The following is a 20259-nucleotide window of genomic DNA, read 5'->3' on the forward strand; positions in this document are numbered from 1 at the left end:
CCTTTACGTTGAGACCGATACTGATAATCATTCATCGCTGCTCGGCCATCTATAATATCCTACCCTTTCATTGTAAAAACAGTATCACTTTCATGTTAACGGAATGTAAAAAAGACATCCTTAACCTTCATGATCTGCTTGATGGATCAATCTGATTCCTGATGTCTGCCTTATTGACTACTTTATATTACTCACTATTTGAAACCATCTCATCCAGCTTCGTACGAATGTGCTCTGCAACTTCTCCAGCTTTCCCGCCTTCCATGGCGATCTCCTCTGCTATACGAGACAAATCTCTCACCGCACTGTTCAGTTGTCGGAACGTTGCTCCCCCTGCGGTGACATGCACCGAACTGTCGTCAATCTCCGCTCCGCTTGCCTTAACCAGTTCAACAGTCTGAAGGGTCAATCCACCAATATTCTCTAACAATGAAGACATGTTCCCCGCAACCTCACGGGTCTGTTTTGCGAGCGCTCGAATCTCACCTGCAACAATCTGAAAACCTCGTCCATATTCACCAGCATGAGCTGCTTCGATGGAAGCATTCAGGGCGAGGAGACCACTTTGATCTGCCAGGGAGCGAATGGATTGTGCCATGCCTGAGCCTGTTTTGATCGAATTCAGCATGTGATCCGCATGTTGACCTTGACTCTCCATATGCTGATGTACCCGGTTATAGGAAGCATCAACGTGTTTCAAACTCTCTTCGCCCTGCTTGGACAATGCCATGATCTCACGGGCCTCATGAACGGTCTGATTCGCTGCATTCACCAGCTTGGTGACCGCATCGTTGATTCTGGATATCTCCTGTCTACTCTCGGTTACTGTACGTATGCGCTCTTCCGTAACAGCCTGTTGCAATCTGCGAGATAGCGACATTACGTCACGCATCGTCAGCACACCAAGCAGTCTGCCTTGGTCCGTAACCAGCAGACAATCGTAGAAATGCTGTTCATCCCGTCCAAGTGCAATATCAATAATTGTTGAGGCTTCCATTTGAATATCTGCAATAACGGGAGATGTATTCACTACTTGTTTGACCGGCTTACGGTAGAATAGATCTGCGGCAAAACGGCCATTTAACATCCGATATAACGTCTCTCGCATTAACAATCCAGTAGGTTTCATCTGCTCATCACACAGCACAATACATGGGTGTTCCTGATCCTGATTCATCATCGCGGCAGCTTCTCCACAGGTGGTATGGACTCCGGCGACAGGTACCTGACGATAATAGTCATGCAAATGGATTACAGGTTCTTCAGCAACCACCTTTACTTCACAAGGCTGCTGTTCGGGTGTCGCTATATCTTCATTATGTAAAACAACATGAGGGTGGTCAGGTTTCACTTCGAGCAACATGGGCATAAATGCGCAATCTCCTTTACGTAATACCTCCGTCTTGAGGTGGATTATGTAGGTATAAAGTATCACTCAGATAAGTCCATGCTACTCCCTCTACGTAAAGAAAAATCTTCCTTTATGTTAAATGAACGTAAAATAAAACTCCCCGATCATTGCTAACTTGAATGATGGGGAGCTTTTCTTTTGACAACCAATTTATAACCTACACCACGAATGGAATCAATATGAACCGATTCCGGGTCCAACTCCAGCTTTTTACGTAATGAACTGACGTGAACATCCACGGTTCGTTGACCTCCGATATAATCGAAGCCCCACACTGCGTTCATCAGATCATCCCTTGTCAGTACCACACCCGGCTTTTTAGCCAAATATAGAAGTACTTCGAACTCTTTCGGACGCAGACTGATGGATTGTCCACCCAGTGTCACTTCATATTTCAAAGGATAGATCTCCAGCTCTCCCAGAATAATTCGTGAGCCATCTTTGTCCTCAAGCTGTGGTAAATCTTCGCCATTGGAATAACGTCTTAATACCGCATCTACTCGGGCTAATAACTCAGATACACCAAATGGTTTGGTAATATAATCATCGGCACCCGATTTCAGTCCCTGTACAACCTCGGCTTCACCGTTCTTGGCCGTCAGAATGATAACCGGTGTACTTACACCTTGTATTCTTAACTTGTTCAGAATGTCCAGACCATTCATGCCCGGAAGCATCAGATCCAGCAAAATGAGATCAAATTCCTGGGACAAGGCCCGATCATATCCTGCAGATCCGTGATCCTCTGCCGTAACGTCGTAACCTTCCTGTGTCAGGTTATACGTGAGTAATCTTGATAATGTAGGTTCATCTTCAATAACTAGTAAACGCTGTGCCATGATACCCCTTCTCTCTTCATAGGTTGTCTGTTGCCACAACACTTTTTCTATCATAGCACTAATTTGTTAACGCGGTGTAAAACAATACAACCTTTTTACATTTTGATACCAGACGCCTACATCTCTTCTTCCTGAATGAATGGAAGGATCACACGGAACGTTGTCCCCATGCCCAGCTCACTCTCTACAGACAATTTGCCATGATGCAGTTCCACCAGATGTTTAACGATGGAAAGTCCAAGACCTGTGCCCCCTGAATTACGGGATCTGCCTTTGTCAACACGATAGAACCGTTCGAAGATTCGCGGCAAATCTTTTTTCGGTATGCCAATTCCGGTATCCGACACCGCAAAGACAACTTCATCATCGTTATCCATTGTCACCTGTAGCTTCACTCGTCCACCATCGGGGGTATAATTGATTCCGTTGGATAACAGATTGATGAAAATCTGCTTCATCTTGTCCTCATCCGCTTCAATGTACAGTTCCTCCGGAACATGCATTTCCAGACGAATCTGCTTTTTCTCCGCCACCTTGGACAAGGTGCCCAGCACCATTTCGAAGAAAGAGTGTACATGAACAGGTGAACATTGCAGCGGTGCGCGTTTCGATTCAATTTTGGATAACTCCAGAATATCCCCAATTAATCGGTTAAGTCGATCTCCTTCATCATAGATGATTTTCAGGAATGAACGCTCCGTTTCCTTATCCTGTACCCCGCCACTGAGCAACGTTTCGGCAAAGCCCTTGACCGCAGCAACAGGTGTCTTGAGCTCATGTGAGACATTCGCGACAAACTCACTGCGCATCGACTCCAATCGGCGAATCGCCGTCACGTCCTGCAACAGGAACAACATGCCTCGATAACTACCATCATCTTCGGACATCGGTACGCCATCAATACGGATCAGTTTTTCCTCCGGGTTGAACACACTCACTTCTTCATGCATCCGTTCTTTCAATGCAACACTCTCTTCAATGGTACGTGTTAATTCGTAGTGTCTCTTCAATTCAGTATAAGGCTTACTCGTAACCTTTCCTGCCTGAATACCAAGCATACGCTCCGCTTCCCGATTAACCAATGCAATGGACTGCCCTGCATCGATCATGACAATGCCTCCAGTCATGTTAGCAAGGACACTCTGTAGCAACGCTTCATTGTCACGAATCGTCTTCAGCTGGGACTGCAAGCTGTCTGCCATTCCGTTGATCGCAAGCCCCAACTGTCCGATCTCATCTCTACGCGTCACATCAACTCTCGCATCGTATTCCAGCTTGGTGATCCGATGAGCCACTTTTGTAATGTGCTCAATGGGGGAGGTTAGTCCGCGTGCAACCCGATAACTGACAAACGCGACAATTAAGAACAGTAGTCCAAGTGCAGCAAACATAATCATCCAACCACGCTGGAGGCCCTGATCAACCGCATGCAGACTCATTGAAAGGCGGATGTAGCCATCAAATTTTCCGCTGGGCATTTCAATCATGTCACTTTGATCCGAATTCACAGGTAGCGCTACATACAGCATGTCTTGTCCCAATGTCTCACTGTAACGTATGGATTGCCCGTATCCATCTCCGACGGCACCCTTAATCTCCTCACGGTTCAAGTGATTATCCATCGATGCCGGATCACTCTCGGAATCTCCAATGACCATGCCGTCTTTATTGATGAAGGTTACACGGGAATCCGTCAGTCGATCCAGTTCCAGCGCTCGATCTGAATAATACTTTCGCGTGGCTTCCGAGGTTGGATCACTTGCATCATGGAATGGAAAAGTGGCTTTGAGCAGATTAATCTCGCGTACCATGGTTTGCTCCAATGCGGTTATATGCGTAGTTTTAAACACTCTGCCCATCGTATATCCAGCTACAATGACGGATACACCGATCAGCACCATCATAATGATGGCAAGGCGAATTCGAAACGGTCTCATCTATCTCTTCCTTTATAATCAGATTAACATCTTATGTCTTGCCCTACCTTGAATCCAGTTCAATTCGGTCCCCACGGGTGCCTGGATTGGAAATAACGAGAAACTCCACTTCTTCGTTGCTGCGATTCATCATTTGATGCGGCATTCCGGGGGCAATCTCTATTCCTTCATGGTTTTCCAGCACGAACATTTCACCATTAAGTTCCATACATGCTTCACCGCTGAGGATGAAAAAAAACTGACGGCTTACCGAATGGTAATGTCGTGTTTCAGCCGTTCCTGCAGGCATTCGCTCATGAATGATGCTCAATTTATCGTTTTGAACAAGGTGCCAGCCATCGCACTGTGCACCCCATATATAATGCGCTGCATTCTGTTTGCTCATTTTCATATGACTTATCCCTCCGAGTATAATTGCTCGATCTATCATATCACAGATTAGGGAGATTCCAGTCAGCAAGGCTATTCGTACAATATCATATATGTATCAACGCAGATGCAGACTTTTGTAAACAGCTGCTAACCGCATCTTAAACTTGCACATTCCCCTGATATAAAAAAGACGCACCGCTCAGCCTTGCTGAATGCGATACGTCTCTCTATATATTCAATCCTATACGAATTCCGAAAGCATCTTAAAGAATTACCCGTTTACCACTTCACCGCCGTTCACATGCATTACCTGTCCGCTCACATACGAGGAATCATCTGAAGCAAGATATACATAGGCTGGAGCCAGTTCATCCGGTTGTCCCGGTCGCTTCATCGGTTGCGTTGCACCGAACTCGCTTACCTTTTTCTCATCAAAGGTGGATGGAATGAGCGGTGTCCAGATCGGACCTGGTGCCACGGCATTCACACGGATCCCCTTCTCAATCACATTCATCGACAGAGAACGTGTGAACGAAGTGATAGCTCCTTTGGTAGAGGAATAATCAAGCAGGGTCGGGCTCCCGCGATAGGCTGTGATGGATGTCGTGTTAATAATCGTACTGCCCTTCTTCAGATGTGGCAGGGCTGCCTGCGTCACATAGAACATACCGAAGATATTAGTACGGAATGTTCGCTCCAGTTGTTCTGGCGTAATATCCTCCAGATTCTGTTGTGGGTGCTGTTCTGCAGCGTTATTCACGACAATGTCCAGTTTGCCCAGTTCATCCACTGTCTGCTGAACCGTCTTCTTCGCAAAGGCATCATCACCAATATCTCCGGCTATCAAGATGCACTTGCGTCCTTCCTGTTCGACCTGACGCTTCGTTTCCTTGGCATCTTCGTGCTCGTTCAGATATACAATGGCGATATCCGCGCCTTCCTTGGCATACGTAACAGCAACAGCACGTCCGATCCCACTGTCCCCCCCTGTAATGAGCGCTACCTTACCCGTCAGTTTACCTGCTGCCTTGTATTCAGGCTTTTCAAACTCCGGTCTGGGATGCATCTCCGATTCAATTCCGGGGCGTTGATCCTGGTGCTGTGCTGGCATTGTTTTTTGATTTTGTTGTGTATTGGTTGACATCTAACATTCTCCTCTCAAAATGTGAACATATTTGGATTACAGAAGACATGGACTTCAACTGTGTCGTTCCTTGTCTTTCGTTCTCTGAAAAAGTCTCATTCTGTAGGATGGCATGAACAGTTCAGATTATTCTTCTGCGATGAACAGCAACTTAAGCCTCAGTGTGCTGTCTCTATCAGCGTCCTACCTTCTATTCGTTATTTACCACTCTCTTTGGATATCAAACAACCGATTTTCTTCAATGCCTGTTTTGCCAAAATTCGAAATTTATTCGAAATTAGACTGTTTCATGATACAAAGTGTATTCCTAAGCTGCTTGGGCTGATGTACAATGTACAGTATACTGATGTGTTTTAACTCTCATTTTTATTGGTTTGATCATTCTACCTAACATGGAGACCTGACAATGGAATCGCATATTAATTCATATATAACACTCGTAGCCACTTCAGCCGTGCTGAATGTCTTTTTGTGTTTATATACCTATTTCAGAAGATCCGAAATCCCCAGCTCCAAAATATTCATTCTCTACACAGCAGCACTCTCCATTTACACTTTTGGTTATGCGATTGAGCTGGCCAGTAACACACTGGAGCAAATGAAGTTCTGGACTACCGTGGAGTATATAGGCATGCCTTTCTCCGCATCCCTTGGTCTCATGTTGATGATAAAGTACACAGGAAAAACGTTATCCAAAAAGGTAACTGCCGCATTGTTTGTAATCCCTTCCATTACTTTAGTTATGGTTGCAACCAATGACTATCATCATCTTTTCTATAAAAAAGTATGGCTGAGAGTAGATAGTCCAGTTCCTCTGATGGATATTGCAGTAGGTCAATGGTATGTTGTACACGGTGCATTCACGTTCTCCTGTCTGTTATGTGCCTGCCTCATTCTGATTGCACAATGGAAACACACCAAGAAAATGTACCGTCGTCAATTGCTGACTCTGATTACTTCACAGATTATTCCTATGGTCGCAGCTTTTCTGTATTTGCTTGGTTTGACTCCTGGCGGGATGGACCCCGTACCCGTACTCATGTGTATTACCTCTGCCATGTATATTTGGGCCATTCTATCCTCTCGTCTCCTGACCATCGTACCCATCGCCAAAGACAGTATTTTCGAGAGCATGCGTGAAGGGGTTATTGTACTGGATAGTTCCAATCGACTCGTTGATTACAATAGATCTCTGCGTGACATGTTGCCAGAGCTTAATACAACCATGGTTGGCCAACTCTTGGATGATATATGGCTTAATCTTGCTGGAGAGACGTTCCCAGTTGATTATCACAAAGAAGGATTGCAAACCGATCTGTACTGGCAGTTAAATGGAGAAACCGTCTGTTATCAGGTCAGGACATCTTACGTGTATAACAAGGATGCACAGATTGTAGGTAGTCTGATTATGCTCATTGATATAACGGAACAACGCTTCTTGCAAGAACAACTCAAACAACTGGCTTATTTTGATGGTCTGACCAAAATCTATAATCGCACTCAATTTTTGCATAAGGGGCGGAAAATGTTGAGCGAAGCTCAACTTAATCTGCAACCTGTTTCATTTATTTTATTTGATATTGATTACTTTAAACGCATCAACGATACGTACGGGCATGATGTTGGCGATCAGGCCCTCATTCATGTAGTCTCCGTATGTAATCGTTTTTTGCGACCTGAGATGTTGTTCGCTCGTTATGGAGGAGAAGAGTTTGTCATCGCTCTTCCGAATACCTCGCTTCAAGAAGCCGAGAATCTTGCCGAGCGACTGAGAGTTGCCTTATTGAATGACCCCCTGGATGTTAAGGGAGTGCCTATTACACTGACCTCAAGCTTTGGTATTGCCCAGTACAATGGAGGGTCAGATTCGCTGGAGTCCTTATTACGCGACGCTGATACTGCCTTGTACGAATCCAAGCGCAATGGTCGAAATGCAGTGCGTGCGTATACTGTGAGTTCAACCTAACCAATGTAGACCGTGTCTGATGGAATATGCATGCTGTTATGTATGGTAGTGATTCCTATAGTTCCAGTTCAAATAAACCGAGGACTGCTAATTTCATCATCCTGGTAATAACAAAAAAATAGACAGCCAATGAGGCTGTCTATTTTTCATTTGTTTCAATGAAACACCATCTTATATATCATCCAGCTTGTCCTAATTACGTCTGCAAACGCTTAACCAACGACTAACAATACATCTTAGTAGGGTGGATTAACCGTCCACAACGCACTTAGATCACCTGATTATTCACCATCAGGTACACCATGATTAGCAAGAATACAGCCAGAAGTGTACTGAACATACGGATCTTGCTTTGCTCAGGACCGACATCACGCTTGTTTTTCACGCCTTCTGCAGCGAGTCGCAGCGGTTTACCCATAATTCCTCCAATAGCCGCAATAGCCAAGAGCAGAACAACAACGACAGCCATCCAGACATGAGAATACTCACCTTTTGTCATCAGGTAACCACCCGTTAAAAGTTGGATTACAAGTCCATACTGCGCGACTTTGTTCAAAGAACGAAGCGATGCAAAGGCTCCCTCTTGTGCTGCAGCATTCAAGGTACGGATTTTACCGACCACAAATGGCAGAATCAAATAGAATCCCATCGCCAGTGCTCCAACAATATGGAGCAGATACATAATCATTGTCAAAATTTTCATCCTCCTCAACATTTTCGGTGTGCTATACATCACATCCCATTATACTGGGGATCTTATCCAAAGAAAAGAAAACCTCCGGGTTTACCGGAGGTTTTCTTTTACCTTCTGTTCAAAAAGTTTTCAAACTTACAGGTTTACTACCGAAATGACGTTGCGAACCGAATCAGCCGATTTGTCCAATCCTGCTTTTTCTTCCGCAGTCAGGTCAAGTTCGAATATTTTCTCAATGCCGTTACCACCCAGAATGGTTGGTACACCGAGGAACAGATCATTGTAGCCATATTCACCTTCAAGATAAGCGATCACTGGAATGATACGTTTCTTGTCTTTCAAAATCGCTTCCGTCATCTGAACAAGTGAAGCTGCCGGTGCGTAATATGCACTGCCGTTACCAAGCAGATTCACAATCTCACCACCGCCTACACGTGTGCGTTGAACAATGGACTCAATGCGGTCTGCAGGAATCAGTGTGTCAATCGGAATACCACCTACGCTCGAATAACGAACGAGTGGCACCATGTCGTCTCCGTGACCACCAAGAACGAATCCACGAACATCTTCAACAGATACGTTCAACTCTTGCGCAATGAAAGTACAATAACGTGCTGTATCCAGAACACCTGACTGACCAATAACACGGTTTTTAGGAAAACCAAGGGTCTGATAAGCTGCATAAGTCATCGCATCCACCGGGTTGCTTAGAATAATGACGATGGAATCAGGGCAATATTTTTTCACATTTTCACAAACGGACTTCACGATACCCGCATTCGTATTGACCAGATCGTCGCGGCTCATACCCGGTTTACGGGCGATACCAGCGGTGATGATTACAATCTCAGAACCTGCAGTATCTTCGTAGTTGGAAGTACCGACGATATGACTGTCAAATCCTTGAACAGGACTTGCTTCCATCATATCGAGTGCTTTCCCCTTCGTCGGGTTCTCCAGTTGAGGAATATCAACCAGCACAACATCCCCGAGTTCTTTTTGGGCAAGCATTAATGCGGTCGTAGCACCGGTAAAACCGGCGCCGACTACTGTGATTTTTTTGCGCTGAATAGTCAAGATTCACATCTCCCCTTACAGGTTTTTAATGATTTGATCCGCGAATTCAGAACATTTCACTTCAGTAGCGCCGTCCATCAGACGTGCAAAGTCATACGTTACTGTTTTATTGTTAATGGATGTTTCCATACCTTTGTAGATCAGGTTAGCTGCTTCTTGCCATCCCAAGTGCTCAAGCAACATTACTCCGGACAGAATAACGGAACCAGGGTTCACGACATCTTTGTCAGCGTATTTAGGTGCAGTACCGTGAGTTGCTTCGAAGATAGCATGTCCTGTTACGTAGTTGATGTTCGCTCCAGGAGCGATACCAATTCCGCCAACTTGCGCTGCAAGTGCATCGGACAGATAGTCACCGTTCAGGTTCAATGTTGCGATAACATCAAATTCGCCTGGACGAGTCAATACTTGTTGCAGAGCGATATCGGCAATCGCATCTTTTACGATGATTTTACCAGCATCTTCAGCAGCTTTTTGTGCTGCATTCGCTGCATCTGTACCTTCGTTTTCTTTGATGATGTCGTATTGTGCCCATGTGAATACTTTGTCAGCGAACTCTTCTTCAGCCACTTCATATCCCCAGTTTTTGAAGGCACCTTCTGTGAATTTCATGATATTACCTTTGTGTACCAATGTAACCGTCTTACGGTTATGGTCAATTGCGTACTGCACTGCTGCACGTACCAGACGTTTCGAACCTTCGGAAGAAACTGGTTTGATACCAATACCGGAAGTCTCAGGGAAACGGATTTTGTTAGCACCCATCTCCTGTTGCAGGAACTGGATCACTTTTTTCACTTCTTCAGAACCTTCAGCATACTCGATTCCTGCATAGATATCTTCCGTATTCTCACGGAAAATGACCATGTCTACCAACTCAGGACGTTTAACCGGAGAAGGTACACCGTCGAAATAACGAACAGGACGCAAGCATGTGTACAGGTCAAGCTCTTGACGCAGGGCCACGTTCAGGGAACGAATACCGCCACCGATTGGCGTAGTCAATGGTCCTTTGATCGCTACGATATACTCACGAATGGCTTCCAGTGTATCATTCGGCAACCACTCACCGTATGTATCGAATGCTTTTTGTCCAGCAAACACTTCATACCATGCGATTTTTTTGTTGCCATCATAAGCTTTTTCAACAGCTGCATCCAATACACGTTTGGAAGCTTTCCAGATATCACGGCCTGTACCGTCACCTTCGATAAATGGAATGATTGGATTACTAGGTACTTGAAGAGTACCGTTATCAATTTGGATTTTTTCGCCTTCAGTTGGGTGAGCAAATTTTTCTAATTTCATAGTTAAAATTCCTCCTAGGTTTCGTATATGCAGTATTCATCATACCACTAGTCTTGTTGAGAGAAGGGTCCTGAGAGCTCAAGCCAATAACGCCTCTGCTTTCCAACCCTTCACCTCGTCTATATTATTATACTGTTTTTGCGGCTATTAGCGAAGTTCAATAGAAACGTATTTCTGTTCTGTAGGCCCAGTGTACTCCGCACGTGGACGAATAATACGATTGTCCGCAAGCTGTTCCAAAATATGAGCAGTCCATCCAGAAACCCGGCTGATCGCAAAGATCGGAGTGAACAATTCCTGTTCGATCTCCAGTTGGGTATATACAGAAGCAGAATAGAAGTCTACGTTAGGCTTCAGTCCTTTTTGTCCTGTTACCAGTTCCTCGATCTTCACAGACATATCATACAAACGCGTATCATTGTTCATCTCGCCAAGTTCCTTGGACATCTTCTGTAGATGTTTGGCGCGTGGATCACCGTTTTTGTACACCCGATGTCCAAAGCCCATGATTTTTTCACGATTATTCAGTTTTTCCTGAATTGCCGCTTCAAGACGATCAGGCGTACCGATCTCATTCAACATTTTCATAACGGCTTCATTAGCACCGCCATGCAGTGGTCCCTTCAGTGCGCCAATGGCGGAAGTCACACCGGAATAGATATCTGACAGCGTAGCAACCGTTACACGGGCTGCAAATGTCGAAGCGTTTAACTCGTGATCCGCATGCAGGACAAGGGCTTGATCCAATGCTTTCACGGCGGTCTCGGATGGTTCTTCACCAGTCATCATATATAAAAAGTTCTCTGCGATGGAAGCGCCTTCTTTTGGAGCCACAGGTTCTTTGCCCTGACGGATACGGGCGATGGCTGCCACAATCGTTGGCAACTGTGCTTGCAACTTAACCGCTTTGTTCTCATTCGCTTCCGTTGTCATCTCATCCGCTTGCTCATCGTACAGTGCAAGTGCAGAGACAGCGGAACGAAGTGCTGCCATGGTACTGACGTTTTTCGGATACAATTGGATTTGTGCAATCAACTCGCTCGGAATCGGCGCGTAATCGCTCAGGCTTTTACGAAGGGATTTCAGTTCATCTGTTGTTGGCAATTTACCAAACCACAACAAATAGGCAACTTCTTCAAAGCTGGCATGTTCAGCCAAATCGTCGATATCGTAACCACGGTATGTAAGCACACCGTCTACAATAGAACTGATCGAAGAGGTTGTTGCAACGATGCCTTCGAGACCTTTGGTAGCTGTCATATACATCTCTCCTTTAATAAGCGAAATCAGGAACCATTCCAGAGTGTCATATAAGTGCCAAAATGCACCTATTCTCTTTTTGTAAACATTTTCATTTTAAAATTAACAAATATTTCAAACTACGGTTTTCCTATCTGTCAATCGGTATTTACTTATAACATCATACTGGATTTTGTCGTTTATGTGAACATGATGAGAGTTCATTCGCACATCAAACTTCTTTATCGGACTGATAAAGCATTTTTGAAAGCCTTTACAAAAACAAGGTTGACATTTAATGTTTTTTAACCAATCCTGTCGTATGAAGAACTTTCTATTGCTATATTCTGTAATACTAAGGCATACTCTAGGCAAAAGAAAGAATCCTCGTAGATCTTGTTCAAAAGTCCGCTTTTGAACAAGATCTGGTAACATCCCGGCGTTTCAAAACCTTGTAAATGCTCTATATTAATTAAGATAGCCATCTATTTTTAATACTGCTTCATGGATCATACATAGGTCGGCTTAATTGAACTAAGGAGAGTTGATGCTTGGATAGAATAATAATGAAACGCCTGCTCCGGGGCTTATGGGTTATCATTGCGGCCGTTCTGATCGCCGTTGCCATATACTTGCTGTTCCCGCTTTTGTACCCTTTTGCGATTGCCTGGATTATCGCATATGCCATGAACCCTTTAGTGAAACTGCTTCAGCATCGAGCACGATTCCCGCGCTGGCTGGCTGTAACTCTTTCATTGATCCTTTATTTTGGAGCCATTGCGGTGGTGCTATCTGCGGCGATTACCCGTATGGTAAAAGAAGTCATTTCACTTACGACAAGCTTTGATCTTCATATTGATGAGATCAAGGACACGTTTGTGCGCTGGACCCAGAATGACACCATTCAAAGTTTGACTGCGCAGATCAATGAATTTTACAAGGAAAATCCCAACTACCAGGAAACCATCAACAGCAATATTAGTAAAACAACTGAAACGGTGGGTACAGCCGTCACAGATCTGGTCACCGGATTTTTCAACATGATTCTGAGTCTGCTGACTTCCCTGCCTAACATGGGCGCGGTATTAATCGTTGTTCTGTTGTCTACATTCTTCATTAGCAAAAGCTGGACCAGGCACAACATCACCGTATCGGGATGGGTACCCTCTTCCATTCGCAAGCCAATATCCGACATATGGACCGACCTTAAGAAGGCATTGTTTGGATACGCAAGAGCACAATTGATCATGATCTCGATTACAGCACTATTCGTCATGATTGGACTGCTAATATTGCAAGTTAATTCAGCCTTCACCATCGCTCTGATGATTGGTTTGGTCGACTTGCTTCCTTATCTGGGTGTTGGCCTTATCATGGTGCCTTGGGCAGCGTACCTCTTTATGAATGGGGATCTGTATCTGGGTATTGGCATTAGTATTATCTATCTGATCTTACTGATCGCCCGTCAGATTATTGAACCGAAGGTACTTGCAAGCAGTGTAGGGCTCGACCCACTTGCCACGCTGGTTGGCATGTTTGTAGGTTTGAAGTTGTTTGGTGTTCTGGGCTTGATCATTGGCCCTGTCAGTCTCGTGATTCTTGATGCGTTCAATCGGGCTAACGTATTACGCGACCTCAGAACGTATATCATCAACGGACGTGTCCGATGAGGCATCATCTTATGAGCACCCAGGAAAATAGAAAAGGCTTCGTTCAACAGAAATCATCTGGTGAGCGGAGCCTTTTTCCATTATGCATAACAACTGGTGTTTCATTTCGGACGACGATAAAACGTAATTTTTCCACTTTTCATTTTTTTCTCAAGCCATCCCAGGAAGAACAGACGGTAAACCGGACGTGTTAATGGAAATATCAGTGTAAACCCGATCAGATCCGTTACAAAACCTGGAATCAAGAGCAAGAAACCACCGACAAAAATAAAAAGACCATCGACCATTTTTCTGCCAGGTACCTTGCCACGCTCCATCTCGGATTTGGCGTCCACAAGTACCTTTCGCCCTTCAAACTGCAACATTGCTATACCAATCAAGGACGTGAGAATCATGAGAAGCAATGTCTTTCCGGCTCCGAACCAGTCACTCATCAGAATAAAACCAAATAATTCAATCACCGGAATGATTAAGAGTAAAGCCCACATCCATTTTCGCATTGACGTATTACCCCTTTCCCGAAAGCCACACCTTTTCAAGCGCGCTGTATAGCTCAGAGGCTGCCTTATCCAGCCGAACTGGCTTCCAGTCTCCATTTACCCACACATGCTGGGTAGAACCTGTAACTAGCCGTTCTCCAGGGAGCGATTCATCAGTTGACCATACCCGTTCTCCAATCGCCATATGCTCATCAGGTTCTTCAGACATGCGTCTTACGTCATACTCATAATTCAGTCGCAGACCACTAAATGCAGCAATACGGGTGAAAATGATAATCTCATCATCATATCGGGCAGGCTTGTGATACTTCACATCCAGTCCGGTTACGGGAAGCAGTAACCCCTGTTCCTCTATTTTACGATATGTATACCCCATTTGGCGAATCATCTCAGTTCGACCGATTTCAAACCAATTCAAATAGTTCGCGTGGTAAACCACGCCCATCTGGTCACTTTCTTGATAGCGTACACGAAGACGTGCCGCATACCAGCTGCCATTGCTCTGTTCTCGCACGTGATCGGCCTCCTTCGCTCTAACATTCATACGTGTTACCTCGCTGCAAAGTGTCAATAAGATGGAAAAAAAGCAACGGGACAAGAACGCCCCATTGCTTCTTTCCTGTTGCTTCTCCATCCAAGACGCTATTAAGCGTTGTTTGGAATTTGGCTTACTTTAATCAGGTTGGTAGAACCGGAACGACCCAAAGGTACACCTGCTGTGATCACAACCAGGTCTCCTTCTTTAACAAGTCCGGATTTTACGCCGCCTTCAATTGCGTTTTCGAACAAAGCATCCGTTGAATCAACCAGTCTTCCTTTGACAGGAGTTACACCCCAAGCCAGAGCCAAACGACGGGAAGTTCTGTCTTCCGTTGTCACAGCGATAATCGGAGATTCTGGACGATACTTGGAAATCATGCGTGCAGTGTGTCCTGATTCAGTCGAAGTGATGATCGCTTTTGCGTTCAAATCTTGAGCTTGGAGAGCAACCGATTGGCTGATTGCTTCTGTAACTGTTGTTTGTTGAGCAACACGTTGTTTCAGGTACAACTCTTGGTAAGGCAGAGCAGATTCTGCTTTTTCAGCAATACGGGACATAGTCAGAACAGATTCAACCGGGTATTTACCCGCAGCTGTCTCACCGGACAACATGATTGCGTCCGTACCGTCGAAGATCGCATTCGCCACGTCACTTGCTTCCGCACGTGTTGGACGCGGGTTACGCTGCATGGAATCCAGCATTTGTGTTGCTGTGATAACCGGTTTACCTGCAACGTTACATTTTTGGATCATGCGTTTTTGTACCAATGGTACTTCTTCCGCAGGAATCTCAACACCCAGGTCTCCACGAGCAACCATCAGGCCGTCAGACACTTCAAGGATTTCGTCGAGGTTATCGACACCTTGTTGGTTTTCGATTTTGGAGATGATTTGGATATGTCCAGCATTGTGTTTTTCAAGCAATTCACGAATCTCAAGTACGTCACTTGCTTTACGTACAAAAGAAGCCGCGATGAAATCGACACCTTGTTCGATACCAAATACGATATCGTTAGCGTCTTTTTCGGTGATACCCGGCAGAGAAATAGCAACGCCCGGAACGTTAACACCTTTTTTGCTTTTGATCGATCCGCCGTTAACGATACGGCATTTGATCTCGGTGCCTTGCACTTCCACCACAGTCAGTCCGATCAGACCGTCGTCGATCAGAATTGTAGATCCCGGTTCAACATCATTCGGAAGATCTGTATACGTAATGGAAAGACGTTCTTTGGTGCCCAGAATTTCTTCTGTTGTCAAAGTGATGTACTCGTCTTGAACCAATTCGATTGGTTCAACTTCGAGTTTACCTGTCCGAATTTCCGGTCCTTTGGTGTCCAGCAGAATCGCTACTGTTTTGTTCAACTCTTCGCATGCTTGGCGAATCGCAATGATCCGTCCGCCGTGCTCATCGAAATCACCGTGGGAGAAGTTCAGACGGGCCACATTCATACCGGCCATAATCAATTTTTTGGTATTCTCCAGAGATTCACTGGATGGACCAATGGTACATACAATTTTTGTTTTACGCATTTTGGGTTTCCTCCGATTTTAAAGGTATTACTCTTTATCTATTTTTCTTTTTCCAACTATTAAATTTACTATACTTTTGCTCATTTGTATAGGAAATTCGTCACATTATTCAGCATTTCCCGACAAATTACTCGCAACATCGACTTCTACAAGCTCTTGAGGGGTTTCAATGGATGCTTGAGGTTCAAACGTGACCGATCCAATTTTACGGAATTTCTCATAACGATCCTGTTTCAGCTGATTCCCGCTCCAACCCTTCATATCGTCGAGATGACGGACCAAAGCTTCACTGATGAAAGCAGCAGACGCTTCATAATCCCGATGAGCACCGCCGCGTGGCTCAGGGACAATCTCTTCAATGACTTCCATCTCCAGCAGGTCTTTGGCTGTTATTTTCATTGCTTCAGCCGCCTGATCTGCCTTGGATGCATCCTTCCAGAGAATAGAAGCAGCGCCGTTCGGAGAGATTGCAGAATAGATCGCATGTTCCAGCATCAACACACGATTACCCACAGCCATAGCGAGGGCACCGCCGCTTCCACCTTCGCCGATGACCACAACAATAACAGGAACCGATAGCTTCGCCATTTCCATCAGGTTGCGAGCAATCGCTTCCGATTGACCTCTCTCTTCTGCAGTATTACCCGGATACGCCCCTTTAGTATCAATAAACGTAATAATAGGACGGCCAAATTTGTTCGCTTGTTTCATCAGACGCAGTCCTTTTCGGAAACCTTCTGGATGAGCGCTACCGAAAAAGCGGGCGATATTATCCTTCGTGTCTTTCCCCCGCTGTTGTCCGATTACCGTTACTGTCTTTCCATTCAACTTGGCAAGTCCGCCAACAACCGCAAGATCGTCTCCGAACATGCGATCACCGTGCAGCTCAATGAAGTCCGTAAATATCAGCTGGATCAGGTCCAGCGCCGTTGGGCGCTGCTGATGACGGGCCAGATGCATCTTCTGAGCTGCTGTTATGCCAGTGTAGATCTCTTCTTCAAGTCTATGGTAACGTTCTTCCAGGCGGGCAATCTCGTCCGTGAAGTCGATCCCTTTTTCCTGTCCAAACTGTACGAGTTCATCAATCTTTTTGCGCATCTCAACCAGAGGCGCTTCATATGGCAACTCACCCGCCATTTAGACCCCTCCTTTTTCACTATGCATATCCAGAAGCTTGCCAAGAGTGGCCCGAAGCTCTTTCCGGTGCACAACCATGTCCAACTGACCATGTTGCATATTAAATTCAGCCGTTTGGAAATCATCAGGTAACTTCTGACGGATGGTCTGTTCGATAACGATTCTGCCGGCAAAACCAAATACAGCGCCAGGTTCGGCAATATTAATATCGCCCAGGCTCGCAAAACTTGCCGAGACTCCACCTGTCGTTGGGTCCGTAATGACCGAAATGTACAGCCCGCCCTGTTCATCCAAACGGGATAAAGCTGCGCTTGTTTTGGCCATTTGCATGAGACTGAGAATACTCTCCTGCATCCGGGCACCACCTGATGTTGAGAAAATAATCAATGGTAACCGTTTCTCTGTGGCATGCTCAATGGCACGGGTAATTTTCTCCCCTACAACAGAACCCATGCTGCCTGTGAAGAAATCAAAGCTCATGACAGCCACAACTACAGGCAGGCCATCAATGGTTCCTTCCCCCGTAATTACAGCTTCCTTAAGACCTGATTTCAGGCGCTGTTGTTCCAGTTTGTTGCTATATCCAGGAAAGCCAAGTGGATCAACCGATATCATATCAGCATCAAATTCAACAAATCCTTGATCATCAAGTACCATAGCAATGCGCTCCATAGCGTTAAGACGCATATGGTAACCGCAGGCAGGACATACTTTCAGATTTTTCTCCAATTCCTTGCTATATTGAATCGTGCCGCATTTGCTGCACTTGTTCATAAGCCCTTCAGGTATTTCACGTTTTGGGCGTTCTAGGACTTCCTGGCCTTCGCCGGGAAGTGCACGCTCGGAAGGTATGGTAGCGTACTTCCGTTTCTTCTGGAATATATCTTTGAACACAACTACACCTCTCCAGCCGTTGATTTGATGGCCGCAACCTGCAGATCGCTGCTTGTGGCAGCTTCATCCGCGTGCTACGGTAAACCGCTTACGACCCACACGCTGCCATGGGCCTTGTCCAGCATTCACAACAAAAAAATCCGCCGGTACAGGGCAAGGATCACCGGCTTCTGTCAGCACGATTGATGTTACCTGCAAAAACCGAAAGATTGTTGCGCCGATGTTTGAATCTATCTTGGTAGGGTCTCCGGGAGCAACCAGGTCGGTCCTTGTCCTAACAAAAAAAGAAGGAAGGACAGCAGCATACAATACATGCAAGTCGATTCCTCTCTCCGCTTACGCGATTAGTCCCTTATGTACCGATGGTACTTCTTCATCTGCCAAGGCACGTTGATGTCGAACAAATCAGGAATGCAAAATGGAATTCAGCACTTCCTGGACCTCTTCCAATTCCCCAGAAGGGACGCGAATCTCAAATTGCTGCTTGGATAAACTGATGGGACGGGTCTGTACCAGAAAACCTTCTTCCGAAAGCTTGGTCTTGATCTTGTCCGCAACCTTTGCTGTCGGTGCAATGTAAATCACCGTCCACATGCCTTGTCCGCCCCCTAAGCTAATGTTCAGAGCCCGTATATTGGACTAATGATAACATACCTCACTTTTTTTCTGCAAGAAAGGGTTCGGGACCTTTGGGGAGAATTTGGGATCATGAGGGACATTAGTCCCCCACGAATAACTCATATGGTTGACGAAATCTTCTTGTTCATACCTCTTCCATAAGCAGCCGCAAGCTTATCAGGGCAGCGTCAGCCGCCCTTGAAGACCTTCATATGAGCCATTAGATTGACCATAACAGACAAGCATGGAAATACAGGGGGTTAAAGGTCTGAGGGGTATTTTTTGGCTTTAATATTTTTGTGTGCAATCCGGGCAGAAGCCGCAGCGGCCACCCCTGCGACCAGATCATCCAAAAAGACATGAATGGCTGTTGTGTGTTCGTTCAAATCATGAATTACACCTATTTTTTCTTTATCCAGGTAACCAAAGCTGGTTAAACCAATCATACCATACACATGAGTAATGCCGAGGGCCAGAGTCTCGTCCACTCCATACAGGGATTCATCCGCTTCCATAATAGCCTGTAACGGTTGGGGCAAGAGCTTTTTCTCTGCAAGTTCGTCGAGAGCAATACCCGTATAGAGCGTATATTGCACCTCTCGTTTCTGCAGAACGGATTTCACGCTGGTTACACAGTCGTCCAAGGTCAGTTCGGGGTGGTACCCTTTTTGCAGACGGTATACAATTGCTGCGATTGCATCAATCCGTACACCCCGCCGGGCCAGCATGGCTTCTACGATTTCATATGACATATCTCGACCTCCCGCATCAATCCCCCGAGGACCGCGAGGTCCTTCGGTGTTCTCAAGTGTATGCAGCAACCTGTTAAAATGTTCATAAAATGTGCGGATGGTTAAGACCAGTCGCACCCTGGATATGTTGCAGGATTGTACATTCCGCTCTGGTCTGTAGCTGGCCTATAAAAAGTCTGTAATTTGTTTGTTTAAACCCTGTCGTCAGTGAACCGCGCTCGCACTAAAATAATCAAAAAAAACCTGTTCAGCATTGAGCTAAACAGGTTTCATTTTATGGAATAAGAACCATCAATTACACGGGACAGTCTTTTATTTAATCTTGACCGTACCTTCACCTAGCATTTTCTCCATATCGGAGAACAAGGTTGGTGATGGCTTAATCCGGTAGTCATCACTCAGCGCAAGCAGCTTCTGCTGCTGCTCATAGAAGAGCACTGTCGCCACAGGTCCGGGATGCTCCTGAAGCAGCTGCTTCAGACGTGCCAGAAGCTCAGGCTTCTCCGCATGCGGGGCAATCTTCACGAACACCCGCTGCTCCACAGCCCGCGGTTCGCGGCTCTGCGCCGGGCTGCCTGCCGCCTCAGCGGCACCGCCAGGGCGGGAAGCCGCCGCCGTGGCTGCGCCC

Annotated in this window: 20 protein-coding genes; 2 read left to right on the top strand and 18 right to left on the bottom strand. The window is 45.7% G+C overall.

Translation table 11 applies throughout. The features are described 5' to 3' along the window. Positions 1–187: 187 nt before the first annotated feature. From IFU39_RS10875 to IFU39_RS10895, 5 genes are all read right to left on the bottom strand, one after another. The gene (locus IFU39_RS10875; RefSeq protein ID WP_105598065.1) at positions 188–1369 is read right to left on the bottom strand and encodes a methyl-accepting chemotaxis protein; all 1182 of its coding nucleotides are present in this window, start codon (positions 1367–1369) and stop codon (positions 188–190) included. Positions 1370–1521: 152 nt separating this feature from the next. Continuing rightward, positions 1522–2250 carry a response regulator transcription factor gene (locus tag IFU39_RS10880; RefSeq protein WP_105598064.1) on the bottom strand — a complete coding sequence of 243 codons (729 nt, stop codon included), beginning with the start codon at positions 2248–2250 and terminating at the stop codon, positions 1522–1524. 116 nt (positions 2251–2366) lie between these two features. Further along, positions 2367–4187 (bottom strand): two-component system histidine kinase PnpS, encoded by a 1821-nt coding sequence (gene pnpS, locus IFU39_RS10885; protein WP_091014573.1) that lies wholly within the window; start codon positions 4185–4187, stop codon positions 2367–2369. A gap of 43 nt (positions 4188–4230) precedes the next feature. Continuing rightward, a complete protein-coding gene (locus IFU39_RS10890) occupies positions 4231–4578 on the bottom strand; it encodes a cupin domain-containing protein (RefSeq protein ID WP_105598062.1) in 348 nt (115 codons plus the stop codon). A gap of 252 nt (positions 4579–4830) precedes the next feature. Continuing rightward, positions 4831–5703 carry an SDR family oxidoreductase gene (locus IFU39_RS10895; protein WP_105598061.1) on the bottom strand — a complete coding sequence of 291 codons (873 nt, stop codon included), beginning with the start codon at positions 5701–5703 and terminating at the stop codon, positions 4831–4833. 406 nt (positions 5704–6109) lie between these two features. On the opposite strand from IFU39_RS10895, the gene IFU39_RS10900 reads away from it, so the two are divergent. Then, positions 6110–7669: a histidine kinase N-terminal 7TM domain-containing diguanylate cyclase gene (locus IFU39_RS10900; protein ID WP_105598060.1), complete on the top strand. Its 1560-nt coding sequence runs from the start codon at positions 6110–6112 to the stop codon at positions 7667–7669. 268 nt (positions 7670–7937) lie between these two features. On the opposite strand, the gene IFU39_RS10905 is transcribed toward IFU39_RS10900, so the two are convergent. From IFU39_RS10905 to citZ, 4 genes are all read right to left on the bottom strand, one after another. Then, complete coding sequence (locus tag IFU39_RS10905) at positions 7938–8363, bottom strand: hypothetical protein (protein WP_017689485.1); 426 nt, start codon at positions 8361–8363, stop codon at positions 7938–7940. A 135-nt stretch (positions 8364–8498) separates the two neighbouring features. Continuing rightward, entirely contained in the window at positions 8499–9440 is a 942-nt protein-coding gene (gene mdh / locus IFU39_RS10910; RefSeq protein WP_036609827.1) for a malate dehydrogenase, read from the bottom strand. A 15-nt stretch (positions 9441–9455) separates the two neighbouring features. Next, positions 9456–10748 carry an NADP-dependent isocitrate dehydrogenase gene (gene icd, locus IFU39_RS10915; RefSeq protein ID WP_036609828.1) on the bottom strand — a complete coding sequence of 431 codons (1293 nt, stop codon included), beginning with the start codon at positions 10746–10748 and terminating at the stop codon, positions 9456–9458. 147 nt (positions 10749–10895) lie between these two features. Next, positions 10896–12008, bottom strand: coding sequence for a citrate synthase (citZ, locus tag IFU39_RS10920; RefSeq protein WP_017689488.1), 1113 nt, complete (start codon positions 12006–12008; stop codon positions 10896–10898). A 530-nt stretch (positions 12009–12538) separates the two neighbouring features. Between citZ and ytvI the strand changes: the two genes are divergently transcribed. Further along, complete coding sequence (gene ytvI / locus IFU39_RS10925; protein WP_105598059.1) at positions 12539–13657, top strand: sporulation integral membrane protein YtvI; 1119 nt, start codon at positions 12539–12541, stop codon at positions 13655–13657. A 101-nt stretch (positions 13658–13758) separates the two neighbouring features. Here the strand turns inward: ytvI and IFU39_RS10930 are convergent, their stop codons facing one another. The 9 genes from IFU39_RS10930 to IFU39_RS10965 form a co-directional block, all read right to left on the bottom strand. Further along, positions 13759–14157 carry an FxsA family protein gene (locus IFU39_RS10930; RefSeq protein WP_091014578.1) on the bottom strand — a complete coding sequence of 133 codons (399 nt, stop codon included), beginning with the start codon at positions 14155–14157 and terminating at the stop codon, positions 13759–13761. Positions 14158–14164: 7 nt separating this feature from the next. After that, positions 14165–14701 carry an acyl-CoA thioesterase gene (locus IFU39_RS10935; RefSeq protein WP_105598058.1) on the bottom strand — a complete coding sequence of 179 codons (537 nt, stop codon included), beginning with the start codon at positions 14699–14701 and terminating at the stop codon, positions 14165–14167. A gap of 101 nt (positions 14702–14802) precedes the next feature. Further along, positions 14803–16230, bottom strand: coding sequence for a pyruvate kinase (gene pyk / locus IFU39_RS10940; protein WP_017689492.1), 1428 nt, complete (start codon positions 16228–16230; stop codon positions 14803–14805). A gap of 105 nt (positions 16231–16335) precedes the next feature. Beyond that, entirely contained in the window at positions 16336–17367 is a 1032-nt protein-coding gene (locus IFU39_RS10945) for an acetyl-CoA carboxylase carboxyltransferase subunit alpha (RefSeq protein ID WP_105598057.1), read from the bottom strand. Continuing rightward, a complete protein-coding gene (accD, locus tag IFU39_RS10950) occupies positions 17368–18261 on the bottom strand; it encodes an acetyl-CoA carboxylase, carboxyltransferase subunit beta (RefSeq protein WP_036609844.1) in 894 nt (297 codons plus the stop codon). It abuts the gene before it with no gap. A 63-nt stretch (positions 18262–18324) separates the two neighbouring features. After that, positions 18325–18459 carry a hypothetical protein gene (locus IFU39_RS33215; RefSeq protein ID WP_258170212.1) on the bottom strand — a complete coding sequence of 45 codons (135 nt, stop codon included), beginning with the start codon at positions 18457–18459 and terminating at the stop codon, positions 18325–18327. Between the two features lie 207 nt (positions 18460–18666). Continuing rightward, entirely contained in the window at positions 18667–18855 is a 189-nt protein-coding gene (locus tag IFU39_RS10955) for a hypothetical protein (protein ID WP_017689496.1), read from the bottom strand. 284 nt (positions 18856–19139) lie between these two features. Continuing rightward, a complete protein-coding gene (locus IFU39_RS10960; RefSeq protein WP_036609851.1) occupies positions 19140–19631 on the bottom strand; it encodes a phosphatidylglycerophosphatase A family protein in 492 nt (163 codons plus the stop codon). 312 nt (positions 19632–19943) lie between these two features. Continuing rightward, on the bottom strand, positions 19944–20259 hold a 316-nt coding region (locus IFU39_RS10965; RefSeq protein WP_244660936.1), incomplete at its 5' end, for a hypothetical protein.

This window comes from Paenibacillus sp. CFBP 13594 (assembly GCF_014842675.1).
In the GTDB taxonomy this organism is placed as follows: domain Bacteria; phylum Bacillota; class Bacilli; order Paenibacillales; family Paenibacillaceae; genus Paenibacillus; species Paenibacillus amylolyticus_B.